Raw genomic sequence first — 15,814 nt, 5'->3', positions numbered from 1 at the left:
AGAGATGCGGTTCCCCCAAATTTTTCTTTGCGCGACCGTAGTGATTGCGCAATCATCTTGTCAAGAAGCCCGGCGCGAACCGGGCGGGGAGGAAGCGGTGAAAAAAAGGGGGGAGAGCCGCCGCCCGACGTTGAAGGACGTCGCGGCTCTGGCCGGCGTCAGTCCCATTACGGTGTCGCGCGCGATCCGGGACCCGTCGCTGGTGTCGGCGTCTCTGCGCAGTCGCATCGCGTCGAGCATTCAGCAAATCGACTATACGGTCGATCAAAACGCCAGCGCCCTCGCCTCGTCGCGAACGAACGTCCTTGCCGTGATGATTCCCTCCATCACCAACGCCGTTTTCGCCGATGTGCTGCGCGGCGCCTATGACGCGGTCGAAGATTCGCATTTCCAAATTCAGATCGCCAACTTCCGCTACTCGCCGGAGCAGGAAGAACGCATGCTGCGGCTGTTTCTCAGCCAGAAGGCCGCCGCCCTCATCCTCACCGGAGTCGATCAGACGGAGGCGGCGCGCGCTTTGCTGCGCGAATGCGGCCGCCCTGTCGTGCAGATCATGGACGCCGCAGCGACGCCGATCGACATGGCTGTCGGCTTTTCTCATTTCGACGCCGGGCGCGCGCTCGCGCAGCGTATGCTGGGGCTCGGCTATCGCCGCATTGGTTACATCGCCGCCCGCCTCGACCCGCGCACGCTGCGCCGCATCGCGGGCTATCAGGACGCGCTCGCCGAAATTGGCGTTCGCGATCAGACCCTGATCGCCTCGACGCCCGCCTCCTCCAGCATGGCGCTTGGCCGCAATCTCTTCCGCGAATTGCATGCGCGGCGGCCCGACATCGACGCCGTGATGGCGAACAATGACGATCTTGCGCTCGGCGCCCTGTTCGAATGCCAGCGCAGCGGCCTACGCGTGCCTGACGATATCGGGGTCGCAGGCTTCAACGACCTTGAGGCCGCGGCCGCCGTCTATCCCTCGCTGACCACTGTGAGCACCCCACGCTATGAGATCGGCAGGCGCGCCGTTGAGATGGCTGTCGCCGCCATCGAAGGCGCCCCCATTCCTGCGAAATCGATTGATCTCGGCTTCAGCGTTCGCATTCGCGAAAGCACGCGACGCTGATTCCGGCCGCATGCCGACTATGCCCCGAGGCGGCTTGCGAAGCCCCACGCGCCTCGTTTGACTGACGGAAAATCAGGGAGGCCAAGTCCAGGTGACCGAGGATCTGACGAGCCGTCTGCGCGCCTGCTACACCGGCGTCGTCCATGACATCATGCGCGGCATGGGCCTGCGCGACTTCACCTTTCCGCCCGAGATCAGGCCGATTATGCCGGAGGAGCCGATGGCCGGACCGGTCTTCACGATCGAGGGCCGGGTCGATCCGCGCGCCGACGCGCATGAAACGCTTCTCGCCTGGACCGGGCTGCTGTCGAAAGCGAAGCCAGGCCATATCTGGGTCGCGCAGCCGCATGATCGTATCATCGCCAACATGGGCGAGCTTTCGGCGGAAACCTTGAAGAACAAGGGCGTGCTTGGCTGCTTCATCGACGGGCTCGCGCGCGACGTCGAATTCCTGCTCAAGATGCGGTTTCAGACCTGGTGCAGCGGCTTCACGCCGCGCGACATCGTCGGCTACTGGCTGCCGAAGGGATTCGATGTTCCCATCCGCATCGGCGACGTGGTTGTCGAGCCCGGCGATTATATGGTCGCGGATCGCGACGGCGCGGTGCGCATTCCGCGCGCCATCGTCGAGGACGTCGTGACGAAAGCCGAAGAAGCGGTGAAGACCGAAAACAAGGTGCGCAGCGCCATCCTGTCCGGCGTCGATCCGCAGGAGGCCTATCTCAAATTCGGCAAGTTCTGATCATGGACGCCGACCCGCGCCTTCTCCTGCTGCACCCCGACGACAATGTGTTCGTCGCGCGCGACCAGATCGCGAAAGGCGAGAGTATTGCGATCGGCGGCCGCAAGCATGAACTCGATTTCGATCTGCGTCTTGGCCACAAGATCGCGCGTCGCGACATCGCTGCGGGTGAGCGCATCCTGAAATATGGCGCGCCGATCGGGCGCGCCACGCGCGCCATCGCGACGGGCGAGCATGTCCATGTCCACAATGTCGTCAGCGACTACACGCCGACCTATGTGATCGAGAATGGAGGCAAGGCGGCATGAGCGCGGCGGCGAAGCTTTCTCCTGCGCCGATACGCGGCTATCTCCGCGCCGACGGCCGCAAGGGGCTGCGCAATGTGGTGATCGTCGCCTATCTCGTGGAATGCGCTCATCATGTCGCGCGCGAGATCGCCTTGCCGCTGCGCGATCAGGACGTGCATGTCATCGGATTTCCCGGTTGCTATCCCAATCCTTACGCCCAGAAGATGATGGAGCGATTGGCGACCCATCCCAATGTCGGCGCGGCGCTGCTGGTTTCGTTGGGCTGCGAGAGTTTCGACAAATACGGCCTCGAACGCGCCGTGCGCGCGTCTGGCCGACCGCTAAAGACGCTCGTCATCCAGGCGGTCGGCGGCACGCGCAGGACGATCGAGGAAGGGCGCGCCTGGGGTGCGGAGCAGCGCGCCGCGCTTGACGCGATGGCGACCGTTCCCATGCGGCTCGACGAACTCGTCATCGGCACGGTCTGCGGTGGCTCTGACGGCACAAGCGGCATCACCGGCAATCCCGCCGCTGGTCGCGCTTTCGACCAGCTTGTCGATGCCGGCGCCGCCTGCATCTTCGAGGAAACGGGTGAACTGATCGGCTGCGAGCACATCATGGCGGCGCGCGCCGCGACGCCCGATCTCGCGCGCGAGCTTGAAGGCTCCGTCGCCAAGGCCGCTCGATATTATGCGACGCTGGGCTACGGCTCCTTCGCCGTCGGCAATGCCGATGGCGGGCTTTCCACGATCGAAGAGAAATCGATGGGCGCCTACGCCAAGTCGGGCTCTTCAAAAATCTCGGGTCTGCTGAAGCCGGGCGATATTCCGCCGCGCGGCGGGCTCTATCTTCTCGACGTGGTGCCCGATGGCGAGGTGCGTTTCGGTTTCCCCAATATCAACGACAACGCCGAGATCGCGGAACTGATGGCCTGCGGTGCGCATGTGAATCTCTTCATCACCGGCCGCGGCTCCGTGGTCGGTTCGGCCATCTCACCCGTGATCAAGATCTGCGCCAATCCGGAAACTTATCGGCGCATGGAAGACGACATGGATGTCGATGCGGGCCGCATCCTGCAGGGACGCGCGACGCTCGATCAGGTCGGTTCCGAAATCGTCGATCTCATCGTCGGCCTCGGAAATGGCGCGCGCACCAAATCGGAAGCGATGGGCCACCAGGAATTCATCCTGACCTATAAAAGCTTCGAGCCGATTGGCCCGTCATGCCTGCCCGCCGCGTGACGTCGCATACGATCGCGAATTCAGAGATCATCTTCATGGCTGACGACAAGCTTGTTTTCCGGCGCGACGCTATCCACGCCTATTGCCGCGCTCTGTTCGAAAAGGCTGGCTGGTCGCCGCGCGACGCTGCAATCACCGCCGATCATCTTGTTGCCGCTGATCTCTCAGGCCACCCCTCGCACGGAATGGGCATGGTTCCCGCCTATGTCGATGCGATCGAGCGCGGCGCGCTGAAGCCGTCCAACACGCTCAGCGAGAAGCTGCGCGCCGGCGCTTTGCTCGTGCTCAACGGCGACACCGCGCTGGGACAGGTCGCCGGACATGACGCGACCGAGGCCGCGCTGAAGATCGCGGGCGAGCACGGCATCGCGCTCGTCAATCTCATCCAGGCCCATCACATCGGCCGCATCGGAACCTACGCCGAGCAGGCGGCGGCGGCAGGGATGATCGGCCTCTTCTGGGTTAACGTCGTCACCACGCGCCCCGCCGTCGCGCCGTTCGGCGGACGCGAGAAGCGCTACGGCACCAACCCGCAGGCGATCGGCATTCCACGCCTGGGCGCGCAACCCTTCCTGCTCGATTTCGCCACCAGCCGGATCGCCGTCGGCAAGACGCGCGTCGCCTGGCTTGCCGGCAGGAAGGTCACCTTCGGCGCGCTTCTCGACAGGGATGGACGCCCGACCGACGACCCCAATGTGATCTTCCCGGATTCGACCGGCGCGGTGACGCCGTTCGGCGAGCACAAGGGCTACGGCCTCGCCATGGTGAGCGAATTGCTGTCTTCGATCCTTGGCGGCGGCGAGACGATTGCGGAATCCCGCGACAAGGAGACGATCCACAATTCGATGCTCGCGATCGTGATTGATCCCGCGAAATTCGCCGACATCGCCGGCGACTGGCGCGCGCGCGTCGAGCGCTTCATCGGCTGGGTGAAATCCTCCGCGCCATCGGAAGGCTCAAAGGAGGTTCTCGCGCCGGGCGATCCGGAGTTTCGCGCGCGTGCGGAAGCCGGCGACAAGGTGAGTTACGATCCCGGAAGCTGGACCGTGATCGCGGACGCCGGCCGACGCGTCGGACTCGCTGACGCGCAGATTCCGAAACCGCTTTAGCCGTGCCGAATAATTGATCGGGCGGCGCGATGGTTGCTCAATCAACTGGCGGAATACGGAGATGGTAGTCCGTCGCGCCCTGGAATGCGCCGCCAAGCGCGAGCAACGTCGCTTCGGCGAAAGGCGCCCCCATGAGCTGCAATCCGATCGGCATTCCATCCTCGGAGAAGCCGCACGGGATCGTCAGCGACGGCAGGCCGAGAATGTTCGCCGGCCTCGTATAGCGCGTGATCTGCTGGATGATCGCCTCGGCGCCCGGCGCGCCGCCCACATCGGTCTCCTCGATCGTCGGCGCAGGCGTCGGGCAGGTCGGAACAAGGATCGCGTCGCATCCCTTCGTCGCCGCGAGATATTCTGCGAGCGCGAAACTGCGGAAGCGCATCGCCTCGACATATTCGACACCTGAAAAGCCGAACCCGTTCTGCAGCCGGTTGCGCACCTGCGCGCCATATTTCTCCGGCGAGTCGATCAGCATGGATTTATGGATCGCCGTCGCCTCGACGCCGATGACGACCTGGCACGCCGCATTGACGCGACGCTGATCCGGCAGCTTGACCGGCTTGATCTTCACCTTGAGTGATTTGAACGTAGCGAGCGTGTCCTCAACCACCTTGGCGACCGAGGGATCGAGGCCCTCATTGTAGTAGGCGTCGGGAACGCCGATTGTCATGCCCGCCGCAGGCGCCTTCGCCGAGGGTGGTTTTGGAACCGCGATGTCAGGAACAGTCGCGTCGCGCGGATCGACGCCTGCGATCACGGAGAGAAGCCAGGCGGCGTCCTCGGCGCTTCTCGCCAGCGGACCGATCGTGTCGAGCGTGAAGGAGAGCGGCATGGCGCCGGCGCGCGACACGCGGCCATAGCTCGTCTTGAGGCCGGTCACGCCGCAGAAATGCGCCGGCATACGTACGGAGCCGCCGGTGTCAGAGCCCAACGCGCCATAGATCAACCGCGCCGCAACCGACGTCGCCGATCCCGAAGATGATCCGCCGGTGATGCGCGTCACATCCCAGGCGTTGCGCGCGGGGCCGTCATGGACATTGTGCCCGGTCGGTCCGAACGCGAACTCATTCATGTGCAGCGGGCCAAGATGCAGCGCGCCCGCCGCGGCGAGACGCGCGATCACGGTCGCGTCCTCGACGTCGGGCGCAAAACTCTGCCGCGCGCCGCGCGACATCGTCCGCCCCTTGCGCGCGAACATATCCTTATGAGCGAGCGGAATTCCGAGCAGCGGAAGCTTATCGCCCTTCGCCCGCGCGCGATCAGCAGCGCGCGCCGCCTTCAGCGCCGCCTCCGCATCGACGGAAAGAAAGGCGTTGAGTTTCGGCGCGATACGCTCGATGCGCGCAAGACAGGCTTTCGTCAGCTCCAGCGAAGACACGCGCTTGCGTTTCAGCGCCGTCAGCGCCTCGCTCAGCGTCCAGAGCGCGGGATCGTTCGAGGCGGCGCTCATTCCGCGGCTCCTTCGGTCGCGCGGCGCGTCCATCCCGACGGCTCCTCCTCCATCGGCAGCCGCAACGCCGCGCAATCGAAGGCGCCGAGCGCCGGGGAGACCGCGCTGGCGATCCGCGCAGCCGTCGCATCATCGATTTCAAGCCCGCCGCGCTTCGCATTCGCGGCGACGGTGTCAGGCGCCGCCTTCGTTGCTTCACTCATCTGGATTACGCCCCCGATCCCTGACGCGACGCGCGCTGCGAATGCCGACATGATGAGACGATTGGCGCGAGGTCGGCAACCTGCAGCAAACTCGACGCAGCATTGCAGCGCTCCGGTCGCAAGGACCTTGCCAAGCCGCCGCCGAACCGGCTTCAACACGCCATGCGGCTTCTTCTGATCAATCCCAACACCAGCGAAAGCATCACCGATCTCGTCGCCAATGCGGCGCGACGCGCCGCGGCTCCGGGAACGGAGATCATCGGCGTCACGGCGGCTTTCGGCGCGCGCTATATCGGCTCGCGCGCCGCCGCGGCGATCGCCGGCCACGCCGCGCTCGACGCCTATGCGCGCCACGGCGAAGGCGCCGATGGCGTGATGCTGGCCTGCTTCGGCGATCCCGGCCTGCTTGCGCTTCGCGAAGCCTCGCATGCTCCGGTGACGGGGATGGCGGAGGCGTCCTGCCATGTCGCCTGCACGCTCGGCCAACGCTTCTCGATCATCACAGGCGGCCTGCGCTGGGGGCCAATGCTGGAAGAGTTCGTTGCGATGATCGGACTGAAGGACCGGCTCGCGAGCGTGCGCACCGTCGCGCCCACCGGCGCGGAGATCGCCGCCAACCCCGAAGCCGCCTACGCGCTGCTCGCAGACGCCTGCAACGCCGCGATCGAGAAGGATGGGGCAGACATCGTCATCCTCGGCGGCGCCGGGCTCCTTGGCATCGCTGAGAAAATCGCCGACCGCGCGTCCGCGCCGCTGATCGATTGCATGCAGGCGACCATGGGAGCTTTGGAGGCAATGGTCCGCGTCAACGCGCGCAAGGCGGAACGCGGTCCGCTCGCCAAGGCGCCGCCGGTCGAAACGATCGGCCTGCCTCCGGCGCTGACGAAATTGATGGCGGATTGACCCACTAATATATCACTCCGGCAGCGAGTCGCGATCAACCGGCGCGCAATCCCGCGCGGATGGCGTCTCGCACATGCTCGACGAGGTCGCCGGCGGCGGCCGCCGCCCTCTCAGCCTGCGCCTCAGCCACCGCGTCCAGCAGATCGGCGTGCAGCGTAGCCGCCGACGCGAGATCGGCGTCGCGGCAGAAACGGAACCAGGCGCGACGCGAGATCGACTGCAGGGGTTGCAACGCCTTGCTCGTGAACGGATTGCTCGCCGCCGTCGCCAGCAGCGCGTCGGCGGCGTTGTCCATCGCGAGATAGTCGTCGATTGCGGCGTCGCCGCCGGATTTGCAGAAAGATCGCATTTTTCCTGCATATTCCAAGGCCATTTTTCGTTCCGCCGGCTTCCCTCGCAGCGCCGCGTCCCGCGCCTGAAGCCGCTCCAGCGCCATGCGCGTATCCAGCGCCTGAAACACATCGATCGGGCTGATGTCGGAAATGAGCATGCCGCGGCGGGGATAGACGATGACAAGACCTTCGCCGATGAGCTTCTGCACCGCCTCGCGCACCGGTGTGCGTCCAAGACCCGCCTGCGAGGCCAACTCCTGCTCCGTGACCCAGGCGCCCGGCGCGAGCTTCAGCGTGACGATCCGCTCCTCGAGCAGGCGATAGGCCCGCTCGGCCAGCGTCTCGCCTCCCTTCCTCGTTTCGAGCCGCTGATCCATATCGGCCTTGACGCTCCGCACGCCTATCAGATATATCACGCTACATCGTCACGCAAGAGAGACTGTCATGGCCGCGAACCTCTGGACCGGCGTGTTTCCCGCCGTCACCACCCGATTCACCGAGGATGACAGGCTCGACATCGCCGAAATGGAGAAGAGCTTCGCGCTGCAGGTGAAGGCCGGCGTCGACGGCCTCATCGTCTGCGGCTCGCTCGGCGAGGCCTCGACGCTCGATCCCGAGGAAAAGCTGGAGATCCTTGGAGTAGCGCGCCGCGTCGCCGCCGGCCGCATCCCGGTGCTGCTGACGATCATGGAAAGCTCGACCCGCAAGGGCTGCTCGCTCGCGGAGAAGGCTACGAAGCAGGGCGTCGACGGCTTCATGGTGCTGCCCGGCGCGCCCTACAAGTCCGACGCGCGCGAGACCATCACGCATTATCGCGCCGTGGCGAAGGCCGGCGGCAAACCGGTGATGATCTACATCAATCCCGTTGCCTACGGCGTCGACATCACGCCGGCGATGTTGGTCGAGATGGCGGATGAGCCGCTCTTCGCCGCGGTGAAGGAATCGTCCGATGACGTGCGCCGCGTGACCAAAATCTTCAACGCTTGCGGCGATCGCTATCGCGTCTTCACCGGCGTCGACAATCTCGCGCTCGAAAGCTTCTCCGTCGGCGCGCAAGGCTGGGTCGCCGGCCTCGTCTGCGCGTTCCCCGAGGAAACGGTCGCGATCTGGCGGCTGTCGCAGCAGGGTCGTTTCGCGGAAGCGACGCAGATCTATCGCTGGTTCCAGCCGCTGCTTGATCTCGATGTCTCGACCAAGCTCGTGCAGAATATCAAGCTGGTCGAAGCGCTGGTCACGGGCACGAACGATCGCTGCCGCGCGCCGCGTCTCCCGGTGATCGGCGCCGAACGTGCGCATATTGAAGCCGTGGTGAAGAAGGCGCTGGCGACGCGGCCGGATCTCTCCGGCCTCAGCAAAGCGGCGTGATCCGGCCGATCTGACTGCGCATGAAAATCATCGTCGTCGGCGCCGGCGTCGTCGGGCTGAATTGCGCGCATGCGCTCGCCGACGAAGGCTATGAAATCACGATCGTTGATCGCGAAGGCCCTGCGGCCGGCACATCGCAGGGCAACGCCGGCTGGATCGCGCATACCGACATCACGCCGCTCGCCTCGCCGAAAATCCTGCGCCAGATTCCGGGATTTCTGACCGATCCGCTCGGGCCGCTTGCGATCCGCTGGACCTATGCGCTTGGCGTCGCGCCCTGGTTCATCCGCTTCGTTCTTGCGGCGCGACCTGGACCCTATCATCGCGCCATGGAGGCGCTGATTGCGCTGCAATCGCTCGCGATGCCGGTTTGGAAGGCGCGCGCCGATGCGCTGGCGATCAACAATCTCATCCATTATCGCGGCGGCCTCTATGTCTTCGATGATCCCGCGATGTTTGCGCGCATGCGGCCGATTTTCGCGCGGCAGAAGGAAGTCGGCGTCGATCTCCATCTCATCAATCGCGATGAGCTGAAACAGCTCGAGCCCGCGCTCGATGATCGCTTTGCACAGGCCGCCTATCACGCCAACACGGCGCATGTGTCCGACCCGCGTCTCGTCACCACGACTTTGTTCGACAGGGCAATGGAGCGTGGTCTCGCCTTTCACAAGGGCGCAGTAATCGCAATCGAAAGCGGCGAGCGGCCGCGCCTTCGCTTCGACGATGGATCGACGCTTGACGCCGATCGCATCATTCTCGCCGCGGGCGTCTGGTCGCGCGAGATCGCAAAACAGCTTGGCGACGCGATCCCGCTCGAAAGCGAGCGCGGCTACAATGTCAGCTTTCCCGGCGTCACCGGCCTGATTTCGCGACCGATCGCGTTTGAAGGGCACGGCTTCGTCACATCGCCGCTTGAGTCGGGCCTTCGCATCGGCGGCGCCGTCGAATTCGCCGGATTGAGCGCGCCGCCGAACCATGCTCGCACGCGCGCGCTCTACGACAAGGCCGCGCGCTTTCTCAAAGGCGCGCCCGCCTTCGAGACCGGTCGCCTCTGGATGGGGCATCGCCCGTCGCTGCCGGATTCGCTTCCCGTCATCGGCCAGTCGACCGCATCGAACGCCGTGCTTTACGCCTTCGGTCACGGTCATTACGGTCTCACGCAATCAGCCGCGACCGGGCGGCTGATTGCGGAACTCGTCGGCGGGCGGCCGACATCCATCGACCTCACGCCTTTCAGCGCGCAGCGATTCTGATCATGGCCACGCACACTTTCTTCTGCGTCGACGGACATACCTGCGGCAATCCCGTGCGGCTGGTCGCCGGCGGCGGTCCGCGTCTTGAAGGCAAGACCATGGCCGAGCGCCGCGAGCATTTCCTCGCAGAGTTCGACTGGATTCGCACCGGGCTGATGTTCGAGCCGCGCGGCCATGACATGATGTCCGGCGCGATCCTCTATCCGCCGACGCGTGAAGATTGCGATATCGGCTCTCTCTTCATCGAGACGTCAGGCTGTTTGCCCATGTGCGGCCATGGCACGATCGGCACGGTGACGATGGCGCTGGAGCGTGGACTCGTTTCGCCGAAGACGCCGGGCGTTCTCAACATCGACACGCCCGCAGGCAAGGTTGTCGCGACCTATGTCCAGAACGGCGCCTATATCGATTCCGTTCGCATCACCAATGTGCCCTCTTTCCTGCATTCGCGCGGGCTGACCGCCGAAGTCGAGGGGCTTGGCGAACTCAAGGTTGACGTCGCTTATGGCGGGAATTTCTACGCCATCGTCGATCCACAGGATGTCTTCACCGATATCGCTGACATCCAGCCATCAGACATTCTGCGGCTCAGCCCACGCGTGCGCGCGGCGTTCCGCGCGAAGTATGACTTCGTTCATCCCGATAATCCGCTGATCCGCGGCCTGTCGCATGTGCTGTGGACGGGTAAGCCGACGAAGCCGGACGCGCATGCGCGCAACGCAGTCTTTTATGGCGACAAGGCGATCGATAGATCGCCCTGCGGCACAGGCACATCCGCGCGCATGGCGCAGTGGGCGGCGCTGGGCAAGCTGAAGGTTGGCGACGCCTTCAATCACGAGAGCATCATCGGTTCGATCTTCAAGGGACGCGTCGAGGCCGCCGCGAAAGTCGGGAACTACGAGGCGATCATTCCTTCGATCGAAGGCTGGGCGCGGCAGACCGGTTACAACACGATCTTCATCGACGATCGCGACCCCTTCGCGCATGGCTTCGAAGTGAAGGACCGGATCTGAGAGCGACGCACGCGCTCACGAAATCCAGTCGACCACCTCCACGCCTTCGGATTCGTTGAGCGTATGTGCGCCCACCGCTTTCCAGCGCGCGTCGGGCGGCAGGCGCGCGATGACCGTCTGCGCAAATCCTTCTTCGTCGAGCCTGTCGATGCGCGCGAGCGCCAGACCAGCGCCGTAGCGGGCGCGACAGTCCTGAACCGGCCGCACGAGTCCTGCGGAGGTTGACGCCGCGAATCCCGCCGGTCGCGCGCAGGAGGCGTCGATCAGCAGGGGATTGGCGGGATGCGCGCGCCATGCGCCGAAGAGATCGTCGGCGACGAAGGCGCCGAGCCCGTCCCAGGTCGAGCCCCCTTCTTCAGCCAGCGTGCCAAGCAGCCAGAGCTTGCCGCCATGTTCGAGCAGCGTCATATCCGACGCAATCACGTTCTCCACCAAAGTCCGCTCGAACACCCAGCGATCGGGAAAGGGATCAGCGCGATAGAGCTCGATCGTTCGCGCGTTGCTCGTCTCCGGAATCATCCACGTCGCGCCGTTGCGCTCGAAGATCATGGGATAGGAGAGATGGTAGGGCCGCTCCAGCGCCAGCCGCACGGTCGAGGCGCGCCCTTCCTTATCGAGCGTGAAAACGCTCAACACGCCCTTGCCTGTCGCGAACGGATACTCCTCGATGAAGACATGGCAGACGCCGCCTCTCCAGACCGGGAAAGGATCGGCGTAGAAGCGCGCGCCGTCATCGCTCAGCATCGAATAGGAAGACGCCGGCCATTGCATGCGATCGATCACGCGATCACTGGCGGCGATGCGGTAGCCCGTGCGCCAGCGCGGCCCCTGCTTCACCATAGCCGCAAGTCGCGCGGCAATGGCGCGCGCCGCAAGCTTCGCGGCGACGGGTGAGAAGCTTGCGCTCCGTCGCATCGCGATGTCCGGCTCAACTCCTGGCGTTCCGTTCTTCTGAAGAAAACGCGGCGCACTCCGACACAGCGTCAGCGCCCGCGAGAAGAGATGATCGAGCGCCCGCGTCAGCGAAAGCGGCCGCTCGATCGCAGGCGTCGCGCTGGCGATCAGCGTTCCATCGCCGCGCGTCAATGTGAGCGTGGGAAGCGCTCCCTCGCAGAGAGCGATCATCGCGACGGATTCCTCGCCGCCGTCGAATGTCAGCGCGATTCGATTCGCGCTCTCGGACGCGTGCGCCGCCGTTCCGGTTGTGTCGATGATCAGATCAGCAGCCTCATCGTTCGACGCATCGCTAACCGCGATGTCCGAGCGAGCTATGCGCTTCGCATAGCGAATCCGCCGGCCCCGTGCGGTCATTGTCTCCAGCGCTTCGAGAAGCGTATAGCCCGCCGGCAAGGCCTTGTGCGTTGCGGTGGGCGCAAGCTTGACAGAAACGCGATGGCCGGCAGCCTGAAGGTCAGTCGCCAGCGCCGCGTGCCAGCTCCAGAGGCGCAACGGATCAACAAGGAGTTGGATATACATCTTCGCACGGTTGTTTGAGGGCGCGATGGACGCCGCCGCGCGGGCATGTTGAATTGCAAGCGTTAAGGAATGAGTCGATTTGCGACGCACGCGATCCTTTTGGAATTGATGAAACCGAGAACTGGATTGTGATCGCCGAGCCGCCCCGCAGAAAGCTGCTGTTCTATACGCATGCGCTCGAAGCCGGCGGGGCCGAGCGCGTCATTGCCTTGCTCGCGTCGGGATTCGCCGAGCGCGGCGATGAGGTGATCATCGCAGTCGATCATGAAGTGGATACCGGCGCGCCTTTGTCGCCTCGGGTGCGCGTCGTCCACATCGGACCTTCACACGCCGACAGCATCGGGAATCTTAAGGCGCTGCTCAAAGACGAAGCCCCCGATATCTCATTTTCCGCGCTGGCGGCGTCGAATCTCAAGCATGCGCTTGCGGCGTTCGCGGCCGGCCGGAACGCGCGCGCCGTGATCTCCTATCACGGCTATTTCGACGCCGAGCCGCAATTGCTGAGCCGCGCCGGCTATGTCCTGATTTCGCTGCTGTCGCGGATCGTCGCGCGCACAGTCTGCGTGTCCGACGGGCTGCTTGCGCACATCAGGCGCCTTGGCGCCTCGCATAGAACCAGCCTTCGCATCTTCAATCCGGTCGCTCTCATGGCCGCGGATGAAGCCGACAGCGGCGCTCCACTCGCAGACCGGCCGCCGCTGATTCTCGCCGTGGGGCGCCTGGCCCCGGTGAAGGATTTCGCGTCGCTCATCGCCGCCTTCGCCAGGATTCGCCGCGGCGACGCGCGTCTTCGCATCGTCGGCGAAGGCGCGGAACGACCAAAACTCGAGGCGGAAATTGCGCGGCTTGGACTTGGCGGGCGCGTCGAGCTTGCGGGTCACTCCCGCGACGTGGCGCAACACTATCGACAGGCCCGATGCTTCGCGCTGACGTCACGCACGGAATCGTTCGGGAACGTCGTGGTCGAGGCGCTGTCACATGGCCTGCCCGTGATCGCGACGGATTGCGGCGGCCCGGCGGAGATCATCAATGGCCCGGCTTGCGGGCGCATCGCGCCAGTCGGCGATATAGACGCAATTGCAAGCGCCATCGACGCCGCGCTCGATGATCCTGGCGACCCGGATCCACGGCGGCGGCGCGCGCGAGACTTCTCGATCGAGAAAGCTGTCGACGCCTACAGCGCCTTGTTCGAACAGATAGTCACCGAAGCTGCGAAGAGATGATCGCCGGTCGGCGCTCTCAGCTCCAGGCCGCCTCCGGCGACGCGCCGTTCGCTGTCGGCGGCGCCGGCGGGCGCGCGATCGTCCGCTGCCACTCGAAGAGCTGCGCAAGCTGACGGCGAATGGAATAGGGCTCGGTCAGATCAGAAATCCGCTGCGGCTCATATTCACCTTTGCGAATTCCGCTCCAGACATCGAGGAACGCTTCCGCCATGACCGTTTCCGAGATTTCGATTGTCTCGTCGCGTTCGACGAGCCGACCGCTGATCCCATCGACAATCAGCGGGTCATATTGCGGCAGACGAATCGCCGCGAAAGGACGGCCCGCCGAAAGCATCTCCAGGAGGTAACAGGGCATACCTTCGAAATAGGAGGTGAGAACGCCCGCATGGCAGCGCGCGGCGATGCGCGCCACGCCGTCGGACTGCTGATAACCATGCCGCACGGTGAAATCGCGGATCGCGGCGAACTCTTCGTAGCGGGCGGGATCGCTCGTTCCGACATAATGAAATTCGAACTTGCCGTTCAGCCGCTCATGCAAACGCGCGAAGATGCGGAACATCAGCGGCGGGTCCTTGAACTGATCGAGCCGCCCGGCGAACATGATGCGAAAAACGTCATCCGCGACATCGAACGGCTGAGGTTTGAAGAGATCGCGATCGACCGACACTGTCATCATCGCAGTCTTGGAGGCTTCGATCGGAAATTCCTGCTCGATGCGCGCAACGATCGCCGGATTGACGCACATGATGCGTCGCGCAAGCCGCAGCGCAAGCTTCTCGGCGCCGGCATGCATGAACCAGAATCGCTTGATCAGCGAATCCATCTTGTCCTTCTTGCTGCCCTCGCCATGCACGACCTGCACGGCCGGCAGCCCAAGCGCGCGCGCCACCGGCGCAAATTCGAATCGCTGGAGCTGCGCGCTCGCAGGCGCGCCGCGCGTCAGGCGACGGATCGTCCGCCAATGCCGCAGCGCCCCGAAGACCGTGCGCAATGTGATCGAGCGGAAAAGGTGCGTCGCCGGCCGGTTGATGCCGTCAGCGGGCTCATGCGCCACGGGCAGGAACACGAGTCGGCGCCCAAACGCCTCGATCGAGATCGGCTTGCCGATCGCGCAGTCGCCGCGCTCATCGACGCCGACGAACACCAGCCGCATATCTTCGGGATGATGCGCGATCAGGTGCCGCACATGGGTTTCGATGCCGCCAAGCTTGACGCCCCGCGGATCCATCGGATGCATCAGACAGAGAATATGGTTCATCTTGCGATCCGCGCCGGCGCTACGGGCGCTTCTTCATGGTGCAGTGAGAGCCTCGCAAGCAGCATCGCGCAACGAAGATAGCGCAACCCCAGTCGCCGCGGCTCCTGCATCAATCGCCAGAACCATTCCAGACCGATGCGCTGAAGCAGGCGTGGCGCGCGGCTCTTCTCGCCGGCGATGAAATCGAGCGCAGCGCCGATGCCGAGCCAGCCGATATGCGGATGACGCTGCGCCATCCTGTCGCCGAAAAATTCCTGCTTCGGCGCGCCGAGCGCGACGAAGCAGATGCGCGCGCCGGAGCGGGCGATGCGATCCGCGGCGAGATCGGCGGCTTCGCCCATTGGATCAAAGCCGCGCGGCGGCGCTTCCATCCCCGCGATGATCAGGTTGGGATATTGCTGCTTCAGCTTCTCGGCCGCCTTGTTGAGCGTCGCCTCGCTGGCGCCGAAGAGATAGACCGGCAGCCGCTCGAACGCCGCGGCGCCGGCGAGCGGCGTCACCAGATCGGCGCCTGTCGTTCGCTCGACATGCGCATAGGAGCGGCGCGCGAGCCGCGCCACCGGCGCGCCATCCGCCGTCACGAACGTCGCCCGGGCATAGACCGCGCGAAACGACGGATCGCTCCGCAAGGTCACGAGATGATCGAGATTGAGCGTGAACAGGGTGAAGCCTCGGCCGGCGCGCAGGCTACGCATGCAGAACCGGATGGCGTCTTCCTGATTCGCGACATTGATGACCTGATCGTCCACCTGCGCCAGCGCGGGGATGCGTGGTTTCGGAATGGACCGTGCCAGATCGGGACGATTTGAGAGCGGAAGCGTCGACATGCCGCCGGAACTGCA

General features: G+C 64.7%; 16 protein-coding genes. 10 read left to right on the top strand and 6 right to left on the bottom strand.

Translation table 11 applies throughout. From position 1 onward, the window contains the following. The first annotated feature begins 97 nt into the window (after positions 1 to 97). The 5 genes from gntR to L8F45_RS24590 all read left to right on the top strand — a co-directional run bounded on the left by gntR (position 98) and on the right by L8F45_RS24590 (position 4,496). Positions 98 to 1,117, top strand: coding sequence for an HTH-type transcriptional regulator GntR (gene gntR, locus L8F45_RS24610; RefSeq protein WP_342360467.1), 1,020 nt, complete (start codon positions 98 to 100; stop codon positions 1,115 to 1,117). A 91-nt stretch (positions 1,118 to 1,208) separates the two neighbouring features. Then, entirely contained in the window at positions 1,209 to 1,859 is a 651-nt protein-coding gene (locus L8F45_RS24605; protein ID WP_342360466.1) for an RraA family protein, read from the top strand. 2 nt (positions 1,860 to 1,861) lie between these two features. Further along, positions 1,862 to 2,167 (top strand): UxaA family hydrolase, encoded by a 306-nt coding sequence (locus L8F45_RS24600; protein ID WP_342360465.1) that lies wholly within the window; start codon positions 1,862 to 1,864, stop codon positions 2,165 to 2,167. Next, positions 2,164 to 3,387, top strand: coding sequence for a UxaA family hydrolase (locus L8F45_RS24595; RefSeq protein ID WP_342360464.1), 1,224 nt, complete (start codon positions 2,164 to 2,166; stop codon positions 3,385 to 3,387). The genes L8F45_RS24600 and L8F45_RS24595 overlap by 4 nt, the downstream gene beginning before the upstream one ends. Further along, a complete protein-coding gene (locus L8F45_RS24590) occupies positions 3,369 to 4,496 on the top strand; it encodes a malate/lactate/ureidoglycolate dehydrogenase (RefSeq protein ID WP_342360463.1) in 1,128 nt (375 codons plus the stop codon). Before L8F45_RS24595 ends, L8F45_RS24590 begins: the two co-directional genes overlap by 19 nt. A 37-nt stretch (positions 4,497 to 4,533) precedes the next feature. Here L8F45_RS24590 and L8F45_RS24585 read toward each other — a convergent pair whose 3' ends face one another. Both L8F45_RS24585 and L8F45_RS24580 read right to left on the bottom strand, forming a co-directional pair. Next, complete coding sequence (locus L8F45_RS24585) at positions 4,534 to 5,946, bottom strand: amidase (protein WP_342360462.1); 1,413 nt, start codon at positions 5,944 to 5,946, stop codon at positions 4,534 to 4,536. Next, positions 5,943 to 6,149, bottom strand: coding sequence for a hypothetical protein (locus L8F45_RS24580; protein ID WP_342360461.1), 207 nt, complete (start codon positions 6,147 to 6,149; stop codon positions 5,943 to 5,945). The genes L8F45_RS24585 and L8F45_RS24580 overlap by 4 nt, the downstream gene beginning before the upstream one ends. A gap of 162 nt (positions 6,150 to 6,311) precedes the next feature. Here L8F45_RS24580 and L8F45_RS24575 point away from each other — a divergent pair, with 162 nt between their 5' ends. After that, positions 6,312 to 7,052 (top strand): aspartate/glutamate racemase family protein, encoded by a 741-nt coding sequence (locus tag L8F45_RS24575; protein ID WP_342360460.1) that lies wholly within the window; start codon positions 6,312 to 6,314, stop codon positions 7,050 to 7,052. A gap of 34 nt (positions 7,053 to 7,086) precedes the next feature. On the opposite strand, the gene L8F45_RS24570 is transcribed toward L8F45_RS24575, so the two are convergent. Further along, the gene (locus tag L8F45_RS24570; protein ID WP_342360459.1) at positions 7,087 to 7,800 is read right to left on the bottom strand and encodes a GntR family transcriptional regulator; all 714 of its coding nucleotides are present in this window, start codon (positions 7,798 to 7,800) and stop codon (positions 7,087 to 7,089) included. A gap of 28 nt (positions 7,801 to 7,828) precedes the next feature. On the opposite strand from L8F45_RS24570, the gene L8F45_RS24565 reads away from it, so the two are divergent. Genes L8F45_RS24565 through L8F45_RS24555 form a run of 3 tightly spaced genes read left to right on the top strand, consistent with a single transcriptional unit; the run spans position 7,829 to position 11,015 of the window. Further along, the gene (locus L8F45_RS24565; RefSeq protein ID WP_342360458.1) at positions 7,829 to 8,749 is read left to right on the top strand and encodes a dihydrodipicolinate synthase family protein; all 921 of its coding nucleotides are present in this window, start codon (positions 7,829 to 7,831) and stop codon (positions 8,747 to 8,749) included. 20 nt (positions 8,750 to 8,769) lie between these two features. Then, positions 8,770 to 10,002, top strand: a complete 1,233-nt coding sequence (locus L8F45_RS24560; RefSeq protein WP_342360457.1) for an NAD(P)/FAD-dependent oxidoreductase — start codon at positions 8,770 to 8,772, stop codon at positions 10,000 to 10,002. 2 nt (positions 10,003 to 10,004) lie between these two features. Then, the gene (locus L8F45_RS24555; RefSeq protein WP_342360456.1) at positions 10,005 to 11,015 is read left to right on the top strand and encodes a 4-hydroxyproline epimerase; all 1,011 of its coding nucleotides are present in this window, start codon (positions 10,005 to 10,007) and stop codon (positions 11,013 to 11,015) included. A 15-nt stretch (positions 11,016 to 11,030) separates the two neighbouring features. On the opposite strand, the gene L8F45_RS24550 is transcribed toward L8F45_RS24555, so the two are convergent. Beyond that, positions 11,031 to 12,491, bottom strand: a complete 1,461-nt coding sequence (locus L8F45_RS24550) for a glucosamine inositolphosphorylceramide transferase family protein (protein WP_342360455.1) — start codon at positions 12,489 to 12,491, stop codon at positions 11,031 to 11,033. Between the two features lie 128 nt (positions 12,492 to 12,619). On the opposite strand from L8F45_RS24550, the gene L8F45_RS24545 reads away from it, so the two are divergent. Further along, complete coding sequence (locus L8F45_RS24545) at positions 12,620 to 13,714, top strand: glycosyltransferase (protein WP_342360454.1); 1,095 nt, start codon at positions 12,620 to 12,622, stop codon at positions 13,712 to 13,714. A gap of 16 nt (positions 13,715 to 13,730) precedes the next feature. Here the strand turns inward: L8F45_RS24545 and L8F45_RS24540 are convergent, their stop codons facing one another. Together L8F45_RS24540 and L8F45_RS24535 are read right to left on the bottom strand one after the other, a co-directional pair. Beyond that, on the bottom strand, positions 13,731 to 14,972 hold the full coding sequence (locus tag L8F45_RS24540) for a glycosyltransferase family 4 protein (protein WP_342360453.1): 1,242 nt from the start codon (positions 14,970 to 14,972) through the stop codon (positions 13,731 to 13,733). Further along, on the bottom strand, positions 14,969 to 15,799 hold the full coding sequence (locus tag L8F45_RS24535; RefSeq protein WP_342360452.1) for a WecB/TagA/CpsF family glycosyltransferase: 831 nt from the start codon (positions 15,797 to 15,799) through the stop codon (positions 14,969 to 14,971). The genes L8F45_RS24540 and L8F45_RS24535 overlap by 4 nt, the downstream gene beginning before the upstream one ends. Positions 15,800 to 15,814 lie beyond the last annotated feature (15 nt).

Source organism: Terrirubrum flagellatum (assembly GCF_022059845.1).
Classification (GTDB): Bacteria; Pseudomonadota; Alphaproteobacteria; order Rhizobiales; family Beijerinckiaceae; genus Terrirubrum; species Terrirubrum flagellatum.
This window is presented reverse-complemented; position numbering and strand designations above follow the sequence as displayed.

Excerpts from the sequence above, each read along its gene's own strand:
- L8F45_RS24575 (WP_342360460.1), top strand. The coding sequence starts at position 6,312 with ATGCGGCTTCTTCTGATCAATCCCAACACCAGCGAAAGCATCACCGAT.
- L8F45_RS24565 (WP_342360458.1), top strand. The coding sequence starts at position 7,829 with ATGGCCGCGAACCTCTGGACCGGCGTGTTTCCCGCCGTCACCACCCGA.
- L8F45_RS24550 (WP_342360455.1), bottom strand. The coding sequence starts at position 12,491 with ATGTATATCCAACTCCTTGTTGATCCGTTGCGCCTCTGGAGCTGGCAC.
- L8F45_RS24580 (WP_342360461.1), bottom strand. The coding sequence starts at position 6,149 with ATGAGTGAAGCAACGAAGGCGGCGCCTGACACCGTCGCCGCGAATGCG.
- L8F45_RS24540 (WP_342360453.1), bottom strand. The coding sequence starts at position 14,972 with ATGAACCATATTCTCTGTCTGATGCATCCGATGGATCCGCGGGGCGTC.
- L8F45_RS24600 (WP_342360465.1), top strand. The coding sequence starts at position 1,862 with ATGGACGCCGACCCGCGCCTTCTCCTGCTGCACCCCGACGACAATGTG.
- L8F45_RS24595 (WP_342360464.1), top strand. The coding sequence starts at position 2,164 with ATGAGCGCGGCGGCGAAGCTTTCTCCTGCGCCGATACGCGGCTATCTC.
- L8F45_RS24590 (WP_342360463.1), top strand. The coding sequence starts at position 3,369 with ATGCCTGCCCGCCGCGTGACGTCGCATACGATCGCGAATTCAGAGATC.
- L8F45_RS24560 (WP_342360457.1), top strand. The coding sequence starts at position 8,770 with ATGAAAATCATCGTCGTCGGCGCCGGCGTCGTCGGGCTGAATTGCGCG.
- L8F45_RS24585 (WP_342360462.1), bottom strand. The coding sequence starts at position 5,946 with ATGAGCGCCGCCTCGAACGATCCCGCGCTCTGGACGCTGAGCGAGGCG.
- L8F45_RS24555 (WP_342360456.1), top strand. The coding sequence starts at position 10,005 with ATGGCCACGCACACTTTCTTCTGCGTCGACGGACATACCTGCGGCAAT.
- L8F45_RS24535 (WP_342360452.1), bottom strand. The coding sequence starts at position 15,799 with ATGTCGACGCTTCCGCTCTCAAATCGTCCCGATCTGGCACGGTCCATT.